Below are 16,262 nucleotides of genomic sequence, written 5' to 3'. Positions count from 1 at the left end.
TGCTGTCTTGCAGAGGGTTCCCTTTACGGGAACGGATTACGAAGTCCACATCAACAGCTGGGATGGCCCGGTCCTGGATCTTGGTATGGGCGCCACGGGGTTCGTGGCGCCCACCAGCAGTCGTGTGCGGTCTCGCGCTAGGGTTCACGAATGGGGAATCGTCTATCGTTGCCGGTCGAGTCAGCCGAACAGGCGTTGAGAACGTGACGTCGCTCGACCAGATCTCGATGGCTGTCGACTCGGTTGATAGTACGATTTGGGGCCCGCACGGCTCCATACCAGTGCGCTGGTACTCGCCGCCTATCGGCGCCGCGCAAGTGAGATCTGCAACGATCGTGTGGATTCACGGGGGAGGGTTTTTCAAGGGCAGCCTCGACCAGCCAGAATCGCATGACGTCGCGCGAACGCTCGCCGCAGCAGGCTTCACTGTTGTCACCGTTGGCTATCGACTCGCGACAGTCTCGAGGTTTCGTCGGTCGTCGCGTGGGATTCGATGGAGCCCAGCCGTTCACTATCCGGTACCGGTTGACGATGTTGTGGCCGTAGTACGGGAAGTGCAGCGCGAGGCACCCAACGGGGTCATCCTGGGTGGTGCCAGCGCCGGAGCATGCTTGTCAGCCGGCGCGGTCCTTCGGATGGCGGATGACGGAGGTGACGCTCTCGTCGGCGTTTTCTTCGCTTACGGGTTTTTCCATGCGGCACTGCCGAAACGGTCGCCCGACTTGCGCGGCCGTCTTCGTGGTCGGCGCCGTTTCATGCACACGCCAATCCTTCTCAACTTGACGAATCTCCACTATGCAGGGACGCGAACCGCGATGGCGGAACGTCACGCATTTGCCGGCGGCCACGCCCTGCACGAGTTTCCTTCAACGCTCATGATCGACTCTGATCGGGACTCGATGCGCTCATCGGGCGGCTTATTCGCCCAGGAGCTGTCAGCAGCTGGGATCATGGTCGATTACCACGTGCTGCCCGGAACCTTCCACGCGTTCCTCAATCGTCCGCAGGAGCCGAGTTTCACCGAGGGCATGCGTCTGATCATCGACTGGGCTGGCAAGCAGAGGGGAAGCACGTCTGGCCTGCAGCCCGGTGGGGAAAGCTGACCCGGGCACGGGTGAGGGCTGGTTGGGGGAGACGACGGAGTACCGACGCCCGACGCTTCCGGAGTGGGGGTCTACCGTCATGTCGGTCTACTGCATGACTTCCACTTTCCTGTGTGCGGCTGTGACGCCTGCGATAATGACGTCACAGACCTCGTGGAAGACTTCGAGTGGAGTGAATCGCAGGTCCGGCTGCTCTCGGTGTGTGGCTGGGACAGGGCGAGCGTGATTGGGTGTGCCGGTCCATTGGCTGTGGCTGGGGAGCGCGAGCATCCGCTCTTGAAGAATTTCTTGCGGGCGGGAGAACGGGACGAGTATGGAATACAGCGGTAGTCGCATGATCAACGCAACCAGCACGGCGATTGCGACCATTCTCGCCGATATTCGGCGACTGCCGGAGTGGAATCCCGCGATCCTTTCTGTCACAACGGTTGATTCGCTTGCGTTGGTTGGAAAGCCGTACCGGATTCGAGCTAAACTGCCTGGTTCTCCCACGATCACCTACGACGAGATAGCCGACGACAATATCGTCTGGCGTCTGGACGGATTCCAGGCGCATGAAGCAGGCGCTTGGAAACTCGTGCCGGCTGGCGACCACAAAACTGAGGTTACCCACACCATCACTCATAGTGGAGCCATCTTTCGCGTGCTTGCCGGTGCTTTTCAGACTGTGCCAGGTTTGAGGCTCGACCGGCTGCAGCGCCGAGCAGAATACGGCGAGTAGCGCGACCCCATCGTCGTCCTACACGTGCGCGAACACTATTGACCCGAGGTCCACGCTTCTCGTTGAGGGTTTAAACTCTTGCGTCGTTTGCGCTGAGAGCTGGTTCCACTTTGGTCGAACTAGCCATGCCATGACGGGACTCACTGCAAGGAGTGCACCAAGCGCGGTCGGAATCCAGTCCTGAATCGAGGCGTCCGGACCAAGACTGGCCGGAAGGACAAGTATCAGAACACAACTCGATGCCATCAGTACAAGGAGGAAGACAAGGAGCCGCGGCGTGGATCGTTTCATCGGGCGACCGCCCTACTCGACGAGATCACCGAACGTGATCAGATCACCGTGGTCACGCCTCGCATCCGTTCGGTAGGCGGCTTGGCCGGCGGCCGTGTGCCCACCGCCTCGGCGGGAGTTGGCTGGAGGTCTGGTCCCGCGCTGTCGATGACCGAGCACCAGTACGCGGGACGTACGCCAGTGCGCGGGAGTTCGGGTCTGGCCAGAGCTCCCGCGTGCCGCGTCGCGCGAGACCTGCGCCGCTGCGCGGGAGTTCGGCGTCCCGCGCAGCGGCGCAGCTCCCGCGCAGCGTCAGTGGTGAGGCGCCTACTGCCCGATGGCCTGGTAGGCGCTGAACAGCAGTGACGCGTCCGGGCCCTCGAGAATGGTGGGCTTGCCCACATCGTCGAGCACGACGAAGCGCAACATGCCGCTCCGAGTCTTCTTGTCGCGCTGCATGGTGGCGAGCAGGGTAGGCCAGCGGCCCACCGGGTATCCGGTCGGCAGGGTGAGCGAATCCAGGATGCTGCGGTGTCGGTCGACAACGTCGACCGACAGCCGGCCGCTCAGGGCTGCCAGTTCCGCCGCGAACATCATGCCGACGGCGACGGCTGCGCCGTGCCTCCAGCCGTAGCGTTCGGCGTGTTCGACGGCGTGGCCGAGGGTGTGGCCGTAGTTGAGAATCTCGCGGAGGCCCGTCTCCTTGAAGTCCTCCCCCACGATGCGCGCCTTCATGGCGATCGACAATTCAATCAGTCGGCGAAATTCGGGAGTGGTCGGGTCGGTGGCGCGCTCGACATCCGCTTCAATGATGTCGAGAATCTCGGGAACCTGAATGAAACCGGCCTTGACGATTTCGGCGAAGCCGGCGAGAATCTCATTTTTCGGCAGCGCGTCCAGCAGATCGAGGTCGCATAATACGGCTGCGGGCGCGTAGAAGGTGCCGACAAGGTTCTTGCCCTCTGCCGTATTGATGCCGTTCTTGCCGCCGACGGCCGCGTCAACCATGCCGAGTACGCTGGTGGGAATTTGCACGAGCTTCACGCCGCGCAGCCAGGTAGCCGCCACGAAGCCGGCGAGGTCGGTCACGGCGCCGCCGCCGAGGCCGATCACGGCATCCGTTCGGCTGAAATCGGATTGACCCATGACGCCCCAGCAGAACGCGGCCACCTCGACGCGTTTGGCCGCTTCCGCGTCGGGAATTTCGGCCAGCAGCACCTCGGAGTACGTTTCGAGCAGGTTATCGCGCAGGGCGACGGCGCGAGCGCCGACGGTGGAGGTGTGCACGATGAGCACCTTATTCACGCCGGTTCCGAGCTGCTTTGCGACGGTGTCAACGAGGCCTCGTCCCACGCTAACCGGGTAGCTATCGCTTCCGGTCACGGTGATCACGGTGGTACTGCTCTGTTCGGTCATCTGTGTTATCCCTGAAATCTCAGTCATCATTTCTCTCTTGTACCCAATTCACGATCTCGTCGGCGATGCCGGTAATCGGGCGGTTGGAGGTGTCCAGGCGAATCGTCGCGAGGGCCTCATAGGTGGGGCGTCGCAGGTTATAGATGCGTTCCCAGTCGGTGATTCCGCCAGCTAGCAGCGGTCGTTTATTGCCGCCGAGGCGCGCCTCGACGGCGGCACGCGTCACGCTCAGGTATATAACTGTCACCGATTCGAGGTCGGCCTGCGTCTCAGCGTGGAGCACTGCTCCCCCGCCGAGCGAGATGACGGCCGGTTCGCCGAGAGCCCCGTCCACGGCTTCGCGTTCGATGATGCGAAAGTATTCTTCGCCTTCACGCGCGAAGATCTCGGAAATCGGCCCGTAGCTCTCGACGATGCGCTTGTCGGTGTCGATGAAGGGCAGGTTCAGGTCGCGGGCCACTCGTCGACCGATCCTGGTTTTGCCGGCAGCCATCGGCCCGATGAACACGATGGGGAGCATGGTGTTGTGCAGGGTCAGCATCGCGTGCGCATGTTTACAGCGACGCGTCGCTCGACGCGCCCGTTCGCAGGTTTGCCGGAATGTTGGCAAGGTACGACTCGACGTTGCGCCGGGTCTCCCCGATCGAGTCTCCGCCGAATTTCTCTAGCACCGAGTTTGCGAGAACGAGTGCCACCATGGCCTCGGCCACGACGCCAGCCGCCGGAACTGCACAGACGTCGGAGCGTTGGTGGTGTGCCGGAGCCGGCTCGCTCGTGGCAACGTCGACCGTGCGCAGCGCCCGCGGAATGGTCGCGATCGGTTTCATGCCGGCGCGCACGCGCAGCACGGTTCCGGTGCTCATGCCGCCCTCGGTGCCGCCGGCCTTGTCGCTGACGCGCTGAATGGCGCCATCCGCTTGAACGAGTTCGTCGTGAGCTTCAGAGCCACGGCGGCGGGTGGTTTCGAAGCCATCGCCGACCTCGACGCCCTTGATCGCCTGGATGCCCATGAGCGCTGCGGCTAGCTGGGAATCCAGCCGGCGATCCCAGTGCACAAAGGAACCCAGCCCGGGGGGAAGGTTGTAAGCGAGCACCTCGACGACGCCGCCGAGGGTGTCACCGTCGTGATGGGCGGCATCCACTTCAGCCACCATCAGAGCGGATGTCGCGGCGTCGAAACAGCGCAGCGGATCGGCATCGAGAGCGTCGACGTCTCCCGGCTCTGGCAGCGGCGCGCCGTCGGGCACGCGCACGGGACCGATGGCGATGGTGTGGCTGACCAGTTGGATGCCGAGTTCATGCAAGAACGAGCGGGCCACTGCACCGAGGGCCACCCGGGCCGCTGTTTCGCGGGCGCTCGCCCGTTCGAGCACGGGCCGTGCCTCGTCGAAACCGTACTTTTGCATGCCGGCGAGGTCGGCGTGACCCGGGCGAGGACGAGTCAAGGGTGCCCCCCGGCCACGCGCCAGCGTCGCCGGGTCAACCGGCGCCGCACTCATTACGTCGACCCATTTGGGCCACTCTGAGTTGCCGATGCGCAGCGCGACGGGCCCACCGAGGGTCAGTCCATGCCGTACGCCGCCGGAGAGGGTGAGCTCGTCCTCCTCAAATTTCATGCGCGCACCCCGGCCGTAGCCGAGTTTGCGGCGCGCAAGATCGAGGCGGATCGAATCAAGGGTAACCGGGATCCCTGCGGGCAAACCCTCGACAATAGCGATGAGTTCGGGGCCGTGGGACTCTCCGGCGGTGAGCCAACGAAGCATGGTCCCTATCTTTCCACAGCATCATGCGAGTCAGCGTCACCGGGGGCAGCCTCGCGGGTCAGTGCCCCGCGCATGGCGGCGAGCACGTCCGACTCGCCGGGCAGCGGCTCGAAGGGGTCGGCGGTCACGAACACGCGCACCTGGATGAGCGCCTGATGGAGCAGCATGCCGAGGCCGTTCAGCACCGTTCCGCCTGCCGACTCCCACGAGGCGGCGACCGCACTTGGCCACGGCGAGTAAGCAACGTCGAACAGCGTCGTGCGTTCGCGCAACGCGAGCGGCAGAGCGGTCGGAAGTACGGTTCCGCCCGGCAGGGTGCTGATCACCAGGTCACTCTCGACGCCGCGCGAACTACCGCTCGAACCGCTGAAATCGTTGACGTCGACGACAACGCCGAGCGAGCGGCCCAGCTCAATGAGCGGTTCTGCCTTCGGCAGGTCGCGCACGAGTACGCTGACGAATTCCGCACCGAGTTCCGCCGCGGCCATCAAAGCGGATGCCGCTGTCGCGCCCGCTCCGAGCAGGGTCACGTGCTTCGCCCGAGTGATTCCGGCTTCGGCTAACGCACGCACCAGACCGGCGACATCCGTGTTGTACCCGGTGAGGGTACCGCGACCGGCGACCCGGCGCAGCAGCACCGTGTTGACCGATCCGGTCAGCTGTGCCACTCGGTCGCAGTCGTCAATGAAAGGCAACACTTCGTGTTTGAGCGGCATCGTGAGCGAGAGCCCGCGCCATTCCGGCCCCATGGTGCTCAGAAACATGGCGAGCGATCCGGCCTTTACCTCGACGGCATCGTAGGTCCAGTCGAGGCCCAGCTGCCGGTACGCGGCCCGGTGCAACAGCGGAGAACGGGAGTGTTTGATCGGTGAGCCGAGCACCGCGAGCCGATGCGATGGCGCCAGATTTAGCGTGAGACTAACCATATTCAGGGTGCTCCCTCATCCAGTTCTGCCATACGATAACGGCGGCATCGTGTTCCTCAACCGTGGTGGAAAAGGCCGTCTCGCCGGAGTCGAGGTTGATCGTCACAAAGAACAGCCAGGATCCGTCGACTGGGTGCAGGGCCGCGTCGATCGCGAGGTCCCCCGGGTTCGAGATCGGCCCGGCGACCATACCGGGATGCGCGTAGGTGTTGTACAGGTTGCCTGCATCACCACGTTCAGCGTCGGTCGTGGTGACCAGGTGGGTCTTTCCGGTGCCGTAGGCCACGGTCGCATCCGATTGCAGCAGTCCGCTGTCCCACTGCTGGGGGTCGAGTCGGTTGCGAAACACCCGGGAGACCTTGTAGTAGTCGTCGCGCAGCCCGGCCTCACGCTGAATCAGCGACGCAAACACAATCGTCGACCAGCGATCCGCTACGGCCACGCCGGCCTCGTCGAGGGCTTCATACTGCCGGTTGACCATTGTTTGCAGAGCAACCTCGGCGGTGTCCCCCGGCGAGAACGTGTACGTCGCCGGAAAAAGAAAACCCTCGAGGGTGGTCGCTTCGACCGGCAGACCGAATTGGGCCACATTGGCGGCGGCGGCCTGCAGATCGGCCAAGGGAATATCGGTGCCCTCCGAGATGGACTGCAGCACATCGACGGCCGCGGTGCCCTCAGGCACAACAACGGTCTGACTCAGCTTTCTCGTCGGATCGAGCAGAGCATCAAGCGCCGTGCTCGCTACCATTTTGGTCTTCAACTGGTAGGCGCCCGGCTGGAACACCGGCTCAGGTGCCGTATTCAACAGCACGTCATAGAACGCATCGAAGCTTTTCACGACGCCCTTGTCGACGAGGGTCGTCGCAATGTTCGACCCACCGTCGCCGTCGTGAATCATCACGATCACGTCCTCGCCGGTGGCGGCATCCTCGATGCTAAAGTCGGCCGGCCCCTGCGTGGCTGCAATGATCTGCGAGATCGGTCCCTGCAGAAAGAAGTACGCGCCGGTCACGAGTGCGGCCAACACGACGAAGACGATCAGGCAGCCCCAGGCTCCCTTGTGGCTTCTTTTCTCCCGTGGTGCATCGTCGGCGAGGAGCGAACGCCGGTCGGCGCGGCCATGACCAGAATCATGGGTGCCGGTAGGAGTCAGAAAGGCGGAGGCATCGTGTGTATTCTCGCCCCCACGGCTTGTCGCAGACGTCGGCGGTAAAAATGGTGCCCGGCCCGATGCTGCGGTTCCGGCCCCCGGTGCGGCCGGCCAGCCAGCACGTGGCGCCGCCGGTGCCGGTGCCGGCGCCGGTGCACGATCTGCCGCCGAACGTGCGGCCTGAGCGGCCCGTTCGGCCGCCTCCGCCGCGGCCTGCTCGGATGCCGCCTGGTGCGCCCGCAGCTGACGGCGGCTGGGCAGGGGCTCTTCCGGAGTGGAACTCGGCACGATTACGGCCTCTCGGTCGGTTCGACGGACGACCCTGGCGGGCGACCGGAGGCACGCTCACTGTCGAGGGCGTGTTGCAAAATGATAGTCGCGGCGACCTGATCAATGACTGGTCGCTGTGTTCTGGCCGAGCGACCGGATGCCCGCAGCGCCGACTGAGCCGACACCGTCGAGAGTCGTTCATCGACTAGACGCACCGGCACACTGACACTCTGGGCCAGTCGCCGGGCGAAGTCGATCGCATCGTTAGTGGATGCCGTCACATTACCCGACAAGGCCAGGGGCAGCCCCACGATGACCTCGACAGCGTCGAGTTCATCGATGACCGCGCCGATCCGCGTGAGATCAGCCACTCCGGCCGGATCGCGGGCCACGGTTTCGACCGGTGTGGCGAGCATGCCGTGGTTGTCGCTACGGGCCAGGCCGATGCGGGCCGTGCCAACGTCAACGCCGACGCGCACACCGGAGCGCATCGTTAGCGACTGACTGCCGCGACGACGGCCTGAAGAGCGGCCGGAATAGCGGCGCTGTCAGGACCGCCACCCTGAGCGAGGTCGTCCTTGCCGCCGCCGCCGCCGCCGAGAATTCCGGCGACGGTCTTGGCGAGGGCGCCGGCCTTGTAGCCAGCATCCCGAGCGGCCTGGTTGGTGGCCACGATCACGACGGGCTTGTCGGCCGCGATGGCCGACAACGCCACGACAACAGCATCGCTGCCGAGGCGTTCCCGGGTGGCAAGGGCGAGCATCCGTACATCGTCGGGGGAAGCCAGCATGCCAAGGTCTTCGGCCACGACGGTCACGGCGCCGACTCGGCGGGCCGTGGCCAGCAGGGCGGGAACCCGGTCGGTCAGGGCGCGCGCTTCGAAGACCGCGATCTTCTTTTCGGCACTCTTCAGGCTCGCGACCAGATCGCTGATGCGTTCGGGTAGCTGCTCGCGAGGAGTTTTCAGGCTCGAGGTGAGCTGCGACACCAGCATGCGTTCAGCGGTGAGGTCGCGGAACGCTTCGAGACCGACGAGGGATTCAACCCGGCGGTTGGTTGAACCGACCGAGGCCTCACTGATCAGGTTGATCATGCCAATTTCGGCGCTGCTGCCGACGTGGGTGCCGGCGCAGAGTTCCCTCGACCAGGGCCCGCCGATATCGACAACGCGTACGACGTCGCCGTACTTCTCGCCGAAGAGGGCCATCGCGCCGAGCGCTTTCGCCTCGGCAATGGGCAGTTCGCGGGTGGTCACCGGCAGGTTGTCACGAATGGCGTTGTTGGAGATTTCTTCAATCTCGGTGCGGGTCGCCGGCGACAAGGCCTGGTTCCAGGAGAAGTCGAGGCGAAAGAACCCGGCCTTGTTGTAGGAGCCGGACTGGTGGGCGTTCGGGCCTAGTACCTGGCGCAGGGCAGCGTGCAGCACGTGGGTACCGGAGTGCGCCTGGCGGGCGCCGCGGCGCCAGTTTTCGTCGACGACGCTGGTCGCACGATCGCCGACACCGACCTCGCCGGACGTCACGAGTACCTTGTGGCTGATCAGTCCCTTGACCGGCTTCTGCACGTCGAGCACCTTGAGCTCGTAGTCGGCGCCGACGATGAGGCCGGCATCCGCTTCTTGCCCGCCGGATTCGGCCCAGAGCGCTGTCTCGGCCAGGATGACCTCGGCCGTTTCTCCAGCGACGGCGCGCGTCACGGATTCACCGTCGACGATGAGGCCGAGCACGCTGGACTCATTCTGCAGGTCTTCGTAGCCGGTGAAGACGGTCTCGCCACGGGCACGGAACGCGCTGTAGACGCCGAGATCGGCCAGCGTCGTCTTTTTGGACTTCGCGTCGGCCTTGGCCATGGTGCGCTGTTTGGTCATGAGCGCGTCGAAGGCGTCACGGTTGACGCTGAGGCCGGCTTCTTCGGCTATTTCGAGGGTGATCTCGATCGGAAAACCGTAGGTATCGTGCAACAGAAAAGCGGTCGGGCCGGCCAGTTCGGTCTTATTAGCCTTCTTCGTTTTCGAAACGGCGAGATCGAGCACTGCGCTACCGCTCGCGAGGGTACGCAGAAAAGTCTCTTCCTCGGCGAAGGCGGCCTGGCTGATGCGGCCGAAGTCGCTCTTCACCTCCGGGTAAGCGGCGCACATGGCGTCGCGGGAGGCTGGCAGCAGTTCGGGCAGGCTCACCGTATCGACGCCGAGCAGGCGCATGGAGCGCACGCTCCGACGCAACAGGCGGCGGAGGATGTAGCCGCGGCCCTCGTTGGAGGGCATAACGCCGTCGCTCATCAGCATGAGCGAGGATCGCACGTGGTCGGCGACGATGCGCATCCGCACGTCGTCGTCGTGATTGGCGCCGTAACGGCGACCAGACAGCGCTGCGGCACGGTCGAGCACCGGGCGAACCTGGTCGATCTCGTACATGTTCTCGACGCCCTGCTTCAAGAAGGCGACGCGTTCGAGTCCCATTCCGGTGTCGATGTTCTTCTTCGGCAGGTCGCCGAGAATCTGAAAGTCGCTCTTGCCGGTGCTTTCACCGCGCAGGTACTGCATGAAGACGAGGTTCCAGATTTCGACGTAGCGGTCGTCGTCGGTGGCCGGGCCGCCGTCGGCACCGTAGGCGGGGCCGCGGTCGAAGAAGATCTCGGAGCAAGGGCCGGCCGGGCCCGGCTGGCCGGTGGACCAGTAGTTTGACTCCATGCCGAGGCGTTGGATGCGGTTCTCCGGCACGCCAAGCGCGCGCCAGTAGCGAAACGCTTCGTCGTCATCGAGGTAGACGGTGACCCAGAGGTCACTCTCGCGAAAACCATAACCGCCCTGGTTTTCTGGGGTGGTCAGCAGTTCCCAGGCGAAGCCGATGGCCTCTTCTTTGAAATAGTCTCCGAAGCTGAAGTTCCCGTTCATCTGAAAGAACGTGCCGTGCCTGGGAGTCTTACCGACCTCTTCAATGTCACTGGTGCGAAGGCATTTCTGCACGCTGGTCGCGCGCGGGAACGGCGCCGGAACGAGCCCGGTGAGGTACGGCACGAACGGCACCATGCCGGCCACGTTGAAGAGAAGGGTGGGGTCGTCGCTCACCAGGGACGCGGACGGCACAACGGTGTGTCCACGATCGGCGAAGAAGTCGAGCCAGCGCCCGCGAATGTCAGCAGTCTGCATGGTGTCCGTTTGTTGGTGGTGCATGAGTGTGGTGGAGCATAAATCTGTGGAGCGTCAGTTAAGCGGATGCCTACAGCGCGCCGGGTGCCGGCGCGGCCCCAGCGGCCGCGTCTCTCACACCATCGGTGACATCGCCAAGCGCGGCGTGTAATTCGGCCTCGCGTTGGCGGTAGCCCTCTGACATGGCCTCGCCAAACTCGCGGGCTTTGGTGTCTAGTTCGGTGAAGAACGCTTTGCCCTGCTGGGTCTTGTTGACCTCGTGGGCAACGACGAAACCGCCGGCGACACCGATGACCAACCAGATGACGTTCTTCATGGCACTTCTCCCTGAATGTCTGCAGTACTGACTCGGCGGCCTGACCCGCGGTCACTGCAACTAAATGAAATGAAGCCGGGCATTGGCAGCGGTCGCTACCGATAAGTCAAGCGCGATAGATCAACGCTTCTTTCAGAGTACCCGGTCAACGACGATTACCGCGCGATGTGCTGTGACCGCCGCGCAAGGCGGCCCGCAGGCCGGCCGAGAATCCAGCAAGCTTGATCAGCGGGCCGCCGACCGTCGCCGCGAACAGCGCGACCAACGCTCCGACGTTGCCAGTGGCATCCGCTACGTTGCTGGTGATCGTGTCGACCCTGGCCAGCTGCTGATTGGCACCGCGGATGGTTTCGGTCGTTTCGGCCAGTATCGGGGTGATGCCGTCACTGAGGTCGTGGATGGCGGCGCTGGTCTCATCGAACACCCGACCCAGTTTGACCAGCGGAATAGCGATGAGCGCGACCAGTATTGCGAACACTCCGGCGGCGATCAACCCAGCAATATCTCCACCCGACACGGTTTCTCCACTCAGATCAATGGGCTCGTGGGGAGCCCGGGTATACAAAAGGGCGGATCACCCTGAGGTGATCCGCCCTTCAGCGTACCGGTCAAAACCAGTTCACTAACTATCCAACTGCACGAGTTATCGAGCTGCGTAGTACTCCACGACGAGCTGAACTTCGCAGGTCACGGGAATCTCGATGCGCTTCGGAGCGCGCACGAGGCGAGCCTGAAGCTTGTCGAGCTCAACCTCGAGGTAGACGGGAAGCTTTGGGAGCAGGTCTACGTGTCCGCCGGCTGCTGCAACCTGGAAGGGTTCCATGCCCTCGCTGCGAGCCTTGACGTGCATGAGCTGGCCGGGCTTGACGCGGAAGGAGGGCCGGTCGACGAGCTCTCCATCAACGAGGATGTGACGGTGCACGATCATCTGACGAGCCTGAGCCGTGGTGCGCGCAATCGCGGAACGAACGAGGAGAGCATCGAGACGGGTCTCGAGAATCTCGACGAGGTTTTCACCGGTCAGTCCCTGACGACGACGAGCCTGCTCGAAGGCAATCTTCAGCTGGGCTTCGCGGATGCCGTACTGGGCGCGTAAGCGCTGCTTTTCGCGAAGACGAACGGCATAGTCCGAATCGGTCTTGCGCTTGGTGCGGCCGTGCTCACCGGGTGCATAGGGGCGCTTCTCGAGAAAGCGGGCTGCCTTCGGCGTGAGGGCAATGCCCAGCGCGCGCGAGAGGCGAGTTTTACTGCGGGTACGTGACTTGGTAGACACGGTTTCCTTTCAATCGGACTCAATAACAGGGATACCAGGGCGAGTGTGGACAAAATCGACACAGGTCATGGGAGATCAGAGGATTGGGTGCCATGGGATGTTCGGCTACAGAACAGATCCCCTCCAAACCGGAAACGGACGCAGCCGCATGCCGAAACCAGTTGTAGGCAAAGTCAAGGTTAGCACACGAGTGGATGCTGTCACTCGCGTTCCCGAGGCGGGCAGCGTCGGTGGTGCGCAGTTTCCGCGACGCTCGATGCGGGTGCTATTCACCACGTACGATGCGTCGAATCTTCAGAAGGCGGGCGGAGATGTCGCGCTCGTGGCCGTGCTCGGTCGGCTCGTAGTAGCGGGTGGATTTCAGCTCGGTCGGCGGATACTGCTGGGTGACAACACCCAGCGCGTCGTCGTGCGGGTAGACGTAGCCCTTACCGTGGCCGAGGCGTTTGGCGCCGGGGTAGTGCGCGTCGCGCATACCCTTGGGCACCCGGCCCATTTTGCCGGCGCGGACATCCGCTATGGCAGCATCGAGGGCCATGTAGGCGGCGTTGGACTTGGGGGCGGTCGCGAGGTGTACGACGGCCTGGGCCAGCGGTATGCGGCCCTCCGGCATGCCGATCAGTTGTACGGCGTCGGCGGCGGCGACGGCGATCAGGAGCGATTGTGGGTCGGCCATGCCGATGTCTTCGGAGGCGAGAACGATGATGCGGCGGCAAATATACCGCGGATCTTCGCCGGCCTCGATCATGCGCGCCAGGTAATGCAGTGCAGCGTCGACGTCACTGCCGCGCACCGACTTGATGAACGCGCTGATCACGTCGTAGTGCTCATCACCATTGCGGTCGTAGCGCAGCAGCGCACGATCAACGGCGAGCGAGACAATGTCGGTCGTGATCACAGGCTTGCCCGTCGCGCCGGGTTCCAGGGTTGATTCCGCCGAAACGGATGCCGCTTCCAACGCGGTCAGCGCCCGCCTGGCGTCCCCCGAGGCGAGCCTGATGATCGCACCGCGGGCCTCCGGTTCGAGTTCAAACCGGTCGGCCAGGCCGCGTGCATCGGTGACGGCACGATCCACGACGATGCCGAGGTCCTCGTCGCTGAGCACCTCGAGGGTGAGCAACAGGGAACGAGAGAGTAAGGGAGAAATGATCGAGAACGACGGGTTCTCGGTCGTCGCCGCGACCAGAATGACGACGCCGTTCTCGACCCCGGGCAGCAAAGTGTCTTGCTGGGCCTTGGAGAAGCGGTGGATCTCGTCAAGGAACAGTACCGTAGCCAGGCCGTACAGGTCACGGTTGGTGCGGGCGTCTTCCATCACCTGACGCACGTCGCGCACCCCCGCCGTCACGGCCGAGAGCTCAACGAACCGTCGACCGGAACTGTGCGCGATGGCCTGGGCGAGCGTGGTTTTTCCGGTCCCTGGCGGGCCCCAGAGAATGACGGACACGCTGCCGCGCTCCCCCGTTTTGTCACTGGCCAGACTGACCAGCGGCGACCCCGGCGTCAGCAGGTGACGCTGGCCGGCGACCTCATCGAGGGTTTTCGGGCGCATTCGTACAGCGAGGGGGGTCGCGCCACTGCGCAGGCCCGGTTGAGCATCCGACATTCCTCTAGCGTAGTTTGTGAGAGAGTTCTACGAGATCGAGAGCATGAGGCGCCCGATTGTGTTGCGTACGGTCGTCGCCAACCCCGACGGCCACGGAGGGGTTCCCAGTGGCTTCGAATTACAAGCTCGAGCGTGCTGCACGTGAAGAGCGCGGTCGTGTTCGTTCCTACCAGGCCAGACGCGCCGTGCACGAGCACCAGACGAAGCGTCGCGTGCGCGACAATCTTCTTGCCGGAGGCGGTCTCCTCGTCGTGTTGACCCTGATCGTGCTCGCTCAGGTGGCCTTCTTCAATGGCGGCCCCGGCACCCCCGTCGCCACGGACACGGCCAGCCCCAGCGCGACCCCGGCCGCGACACCGGCCGCCGGTGAGAACGTAGGCGCCGTTCCAGCCAGCACCCTCGCCGAGGCTCGCACCTGGACCGGCAGCCTCACCCTCAACGGCGTTACGCTCGGCATTGAACTCGACGGTGCGCTCGCACCACAGGGCGTTTCCTCGACCATCAGCCTGGCCCAGAGCGGCTTTTATGCTGACACCACCTGCCACCGCCTCACCACCGAGGGCATCTTTGTGCTGCAGTGCGGCGACCCGGCCGGTGACGGAACTGGCGGCCCGGACTACAGCTATGGTCCAATCGAAAACGCTCCAGCCGATGATATTTACCCGGCCGGCACCCTCGCCATGGCGCGTCAGGGCGGTAACGGCTTCAGCATGGGCAGCCAGTTCTTCGTCGTGTACGAAGACACGACGATCCCCTCCGATGCCGCCGGCGGCTACACGGTGCTCGGCACGGTCACCAGCGGGCTCGACGAGCTCAAGGCTCAAATCACGGATGCCGGCACCAGCGACGGTTCCACCGACGGCGCTCCGAAGGTGCCTACCACTATTACGGGCATAACAGTTCAGTAGAACGGGTCCGTCCCCCATGCTTGTGCAATAGGCTTATCAGGGTATTTCCTGGCGCCGCACTTTTCACTCCCGCGGATGCACACACAACAACTCAGTAAAGGTGAGACTCTTGACTACGACAGATCAGCAACCATGGGGTCGCGTAGACGAAACCGGCACGGTTTACGTGCGCGAAGCGGATGGCGAACGTGCCGTTGGCCAGTACCCGGATGCAACTCCGGAAGAGGCCCTCGCCTACTTCGAGCGCAAGTACGTTGAGCTCAATGGGCAGGTCACCCTGCTCGAACAGCGCGCTAAGGGCGGCGCTCCAGCCGCAGACATCACCAAATCGGTCGCCAACCTCACCGTCGCCGTTGCCAACGCCAATGCCGTTGGCAACCTGGCCGCTCTCGCCGAACGCCTGGGCGCCCTCGGCGGGGCCGTCAGCGAATTAACCGAGCAGCAGAGCATCGAGACGAAGGCCGCATCCGCTGCCGCCGTTGCCGAGCGTGCCGAGATCGTCACGGAGGCCGAGCGCCTCGCCGCCGAAGATCCCGCCAAGACGCAGTGGAAGCAGACCAGCGCTGCCCTCGACGCCCTGTTCGCCAAATGGCAGGCACACCAGCACGACGCGCCCCGCATTCCCAAGGGTGAGGCCAACGACCTGTGGAAGCGGTTCCGTGCCGCGCGCACCACGATCGAGCAGAACCGCAAGGCCTTTTTCGCCGAGCTCGACAGCGCCCACAAGGACGTTCGCACCAAGAAGCAGCAACTCATCGAACAGGCCGAAGGGCTCGCCCCGCAGGGTGCCGACGGTGTCTTCGCTTACCGCAACCTGCTCGACGAGTGGAAAAAAGCCGGTCGCAGTGGCAAGAAGCAGGACGACGCCATGTGGGCGAAGTTCAAGGCTGCCGGCGACGTGCTGTACTCGGTCAAGAGCGAGGTCGAGGCTCAGGACAACGAGGAGTTCTCCGCCAACCTTGTGCAGAAGCTTGAGCTACTGACCGAAGCCGAAACGTTGCTCACCACGACCGACCGGAACGCCGCCCGCGACACTCTGACGACAATCCAGCGCAAGTGGGATGAAATCGGCAAGGTTCCCCGAGACCAGGTCAAGCCGATCGAGGATCGCCTGCGCAAGGTCGAAGCCGTCGTGCGCAAGCTCGACGACGATCACTGGAAGCGCAACAATCCGGAGACCAAGGCTCGCACCGAGGGGCTGGCCGGCCAGCTCAACGATGCCATCGCCAAGCTCGAGGCGGAACTAGCAACCGCGCAGCAGGGCGCGAACGCGACAGCTATCAAGGACGCCACCGAGGCGCTCGAAGCCCGTAAGGCCTGGCTCAAGGCCATCGGTCAGTAGCCGCACGGTCTATCCACAGGGCGGGTAGCACGGCTTTTCTCCACAGATCC

The 16,262-nt window shown here is 64.0% G+C and carries 16 protein-coding genes; 5 read left to right on the top strand and 11 right to left on the bottom strand.

Annotated features, from left to right (window positions below; translation table 11 throughout):
• Positions 1 to 62: 62 nt before the first annotated feature.
• The 3 genes from CXY75_RS09465 to CXY75_RS09455 all read left to right on the top strand — a co-directional run bounded on the left by CXY75_RS09465 (position 63) and on the right by CXY75_RS09455 (position 1,824).
• Positions 63 to 1,103: an alpha/beta hydrolase gene (locus CXY75_RS09465; protein WP_104082586.1), complete on the top strand. Its 1,041-nt coding sequence runs from the start codon at positions 63 to 65 to the stop codon at positions 1,101 to 1,103.
• 63 nt (positions 1,104 to 1,166) lie between these two features.
• A complete protein-coding gene (locus tag CXY75_RS21015) occupies positions 1,167 to 1,433 on the top strand; it encodes a DUF6226 family protein (protein WP_104082585.1) in 267 nt (88 codons plus the stop codon).
• A 4-nt stretch (positions 1,434 to 1,437) separates the two neighbouring features.
• Entirely contained in the window at positions 1,438 to 1,824 is a 387-nt protein-coding gene (locus CXY75_RS09455) for an SRPBCC family protein (protein ID WP_104082584.1), read from the top strand.
• Positions 1,825 to 2,421: 597 nt separating this feature from the next.
• On the opposite strand, the gene aroB is transcribed toward CXY75_RS09455, so the two are convergent.
• From aroB to CXY75_RS09400, 11 genes are all read right to left on the bottom strand, one after another.
• Entirely contained in the window at positions 2,422 to 3,510 is a 1,089-nt protein-coding gene (gene aroB, locus CXY75_RS09450; RefSeq protein WP_104082583.1) for a 3-dehydroquinate synthase, read from the bottom strand.
• Between the two features lie 19 nt (positions 3,511 to 3,529).
• The gene (locus tag CXY75_RS09445) at positions 3,530 to 4,051 is read right to left on the bottom strand and encodes a shikimate kinase (RefSeq protein ID WP_233201829.1); all 522 of its coding nucleotides are present in this window, start codon (positions 4,049 to 4,051) and stop codon (positions 3,530 to 3,532) included.
• A 13-nt stretch (positions 4,052 to 4,064) separates the two neighbouring features.
• Positions 4,065 to 5,273, bottom strand: coding sequence for a chorismate synthase (gene aroC / locus CXY75_RS09440; RefSeq protein ID WP_104082582.1), 1,209 nt, complete (start codon positions 5,271 to 5,273; stop codon positions 4,065 to 4,067).
• A 5-nt stretch (positions 5,274 to 5,278) separates the two neighbouring features.
• Positions 5,279 to 6,199, bottom strand: a complete 921-nt coding sequence (locus tag CXY75_RS09435) for a shikimate dehydrogenase (RefSeq protein WP_104082581.1) — start codon at positions 6,197 to 6,199, stop codon at positions 5,279 to 5,281.
• Positions 6,192 to 7,637, bottom strand: a complete 1,446-nt coding sequence (mltG, locus tag CXY75_RS20495) for an endolytic transglycosylase MltG (RefSeq protein WP_233201828.1) — start codon at positions 7,635 to 7,637, stop codon at positions 6,192 to 6,194. Before mltG ends, CXY75_RS09435 begins: the two co-directional genes overlap by 8 nt.
• Positions 7,638 to 7,639: 2 nt before the next feature.
• A complete protein-coding gene (ruvX, locus tag CXY75_RS09425; RefSeq protein ID WP_104082580.1) occupies positions 7,640 to 8,110 on the bottom strand; it encodes a Holliday junction resolvase RuvX in 471 nt (156 codons plus the stop codon).
• A 2-nt stretch (positions 8,111 to 8,112) separates the two neighbouring features.
• Positions 8,113 to 10,767 carry an alanine--tRNA ligase gene (gene alaS / locus CXY75_RS09420; protein ID WP_104082783.1) on the bottom strand — a complete coding sequence of 885 codons (2,655 nt, stop codon included), beginning with the start codon at positions 10,765 to 10,767 and terminating at the stop codon, positions 8,113 to 8,115.
• 70 nt (positions 10,768 to 10,837) lie between these two features.
• The gene (locus tag CXY75_RS09415) at positions 10,838 to 11,083 is read right to left on the bottom strand and encodes a hypothetical protein (protein WP_104082579.1); all 246 of its coding nucleotides are present in this window, start codon (positions 11,081 to 11,083) and stop codon (positions 10,838 to 10,840) included.
• A gap of 145 nt (positions 11,084 to 11,228) precedes the next feature.
• The gene (locus CXY75_RS09410; RefSeq protein ID WP_104082782.1) at positions 11,229 to 11,600 is read right to left on the bottom strand and encodes a DUF948 domain-containing protein; all 372 of its coding nucleotides are present in this window, start codon (positions 11,598 to 11,600) and stop codon (positions 11,229 to 11,231) included.
• A 126-nt stretch (positions 11,601 to 11,726) separates the two neighbouring features.
• Positions 11,727 to 12,356 carry a 30S ribosomal protein S4 gene (gene rpsD / locus CXY75_RS09405; protein ID WP_104082578.1) on the bottom strand — a complete coding sequence of 210 codons (630 nt, stop codon included), beginning with the start codon at positions 12,354 to 12,356 and terminating at the stop codon, positions 11,727 to 11,729.
• Positions 12,357 to 12,621: 265 nt separating this feature from the next.
• Positions 12,622 to 13,962, bottom strand: coding sequence for a replication-associated recombination protein A (locus tag CXY75_RS09400; protein WP_104082577.1), 1,341 nt, complete (start codon positions 13,960 to 13,962; stop codon positions 12,622 to 12,624).
• Between the two features lie 107 nt (positions 13,963 to 14,069).
• Here CXY75_RS09400 and CXY75_RS09395 point away from each other — a divergent pair, with 107 nt between their 5' ends.
• On the top strand, positions 14,070 to 14,870 hold the full coding sequence (locus CXY75_RS09395) for a peptidylprolyl isomerase (protein WP_104082576.1): 801 nt from the start codon (positions 14,070 to 14,072) through the stop codon (positions 14,868 to 14,870).
• Positions 14,871 to 14,979: 109 nt separating this feature from the next.
• Positions 14,980 to 16,212, top strand: a complete 1,233-nt coding sequence (locus tag CXY75_RS09390) for a DUF349 domain-containing protein (RefSeq protein WP_104082575.1) — start codon at positions 14,980 to 14,982, stop codon at positions 16,210 to 16,212.
• The last annotated feature ends 50 nt before the right edge of the window (positions 16,213 to 16,262 follow it).

The organism is Cryobacterium sp. Y11 (assembly GCF_002929535.1).
In the GTDB taxonomy this organism is placed as follows: domain Bacteria; phylum Actinomycetota; class Actinomycetes; order Actinomycetales; family Microbacteriaceae; genus Cryobacterium.
This window is presented reverse-complemented; position numbering and strand designations above follow the sequence as displayed.

Excerpts from the sequence above, each read along its gene's own strand:
- CXY75_RS09465 (WP_104082586.1), top strand. The coding sequence starts at position 63 with ATGGCCCGGTCCTGGATCTTGGTATGGGCGCCACGGGGTTCGTGGCGC.
- ruvX (WP_104082580.1), bottom strand. The coding sequence starts at position 8,110 with ATGCGCTCCGGTGTGCGCGTCGGCGTTGACGTTGGCACGGCCCGCATC.
- CXY75_RS09455 (WP_104082584.1), top strand. The coding sequence starts at position 1,438 with ATGATCAACGCAACCAGCACGGCGATTGCGACCATTCTCGCCGATATT.
- CXY75_RS09445 (WP_233201829.1), bottom strand. The coding sequence starts at position 4,051 with ATGCTGACCCTGCACAACACCATGCTCCCCATCGTGTTCATCGGGCCG.
- aroB (WP_104082583.1), bottom strand. The coding sequence starts at position 3,510 with ATGACCGAACAGAGCAGTACCACCGTGATCACCGTGACCGGAAGCGAT.
- CXY75_RS09415 (WP_104082579.1), bottom strand. The coding sequence starts at position 11,083 with ATGAAGAACGTCATCTGGTTGGTCATCGGTGTCGCCGGCGGTTTCGTC.
- aroC (WP_104082582.1), bottom strand. The coding sequence starts at position 5,273 with ATGCTTCGTTGGCTCACCGCCGGAGAGTCCCACGGCCCCGAACTCATC.
- CXY75_RS09435 (WP_104082581.1), bottom strand. The coding sequence starts at position 6,199 with ATGGTTAGTCTCACGCTAAATCTGGCGCCATCGCATCGGCTCGCGGTG.
- alaS (WP_104082783.1), bottom strand. The coding sequence starts at position 10,767 with ATGCAGACTGCTGACATTCGCGGGCGCTGGCTCGACTTCTTCGCCGAT.
- CXY75_RS09400 (WP_104082577.1), bottom strand. The coding sequence starts at position 13,962 with ATGTCGGATGCTCAACCGGGCCTGCGCAGTGGCGCGACCCCCCTCGCT.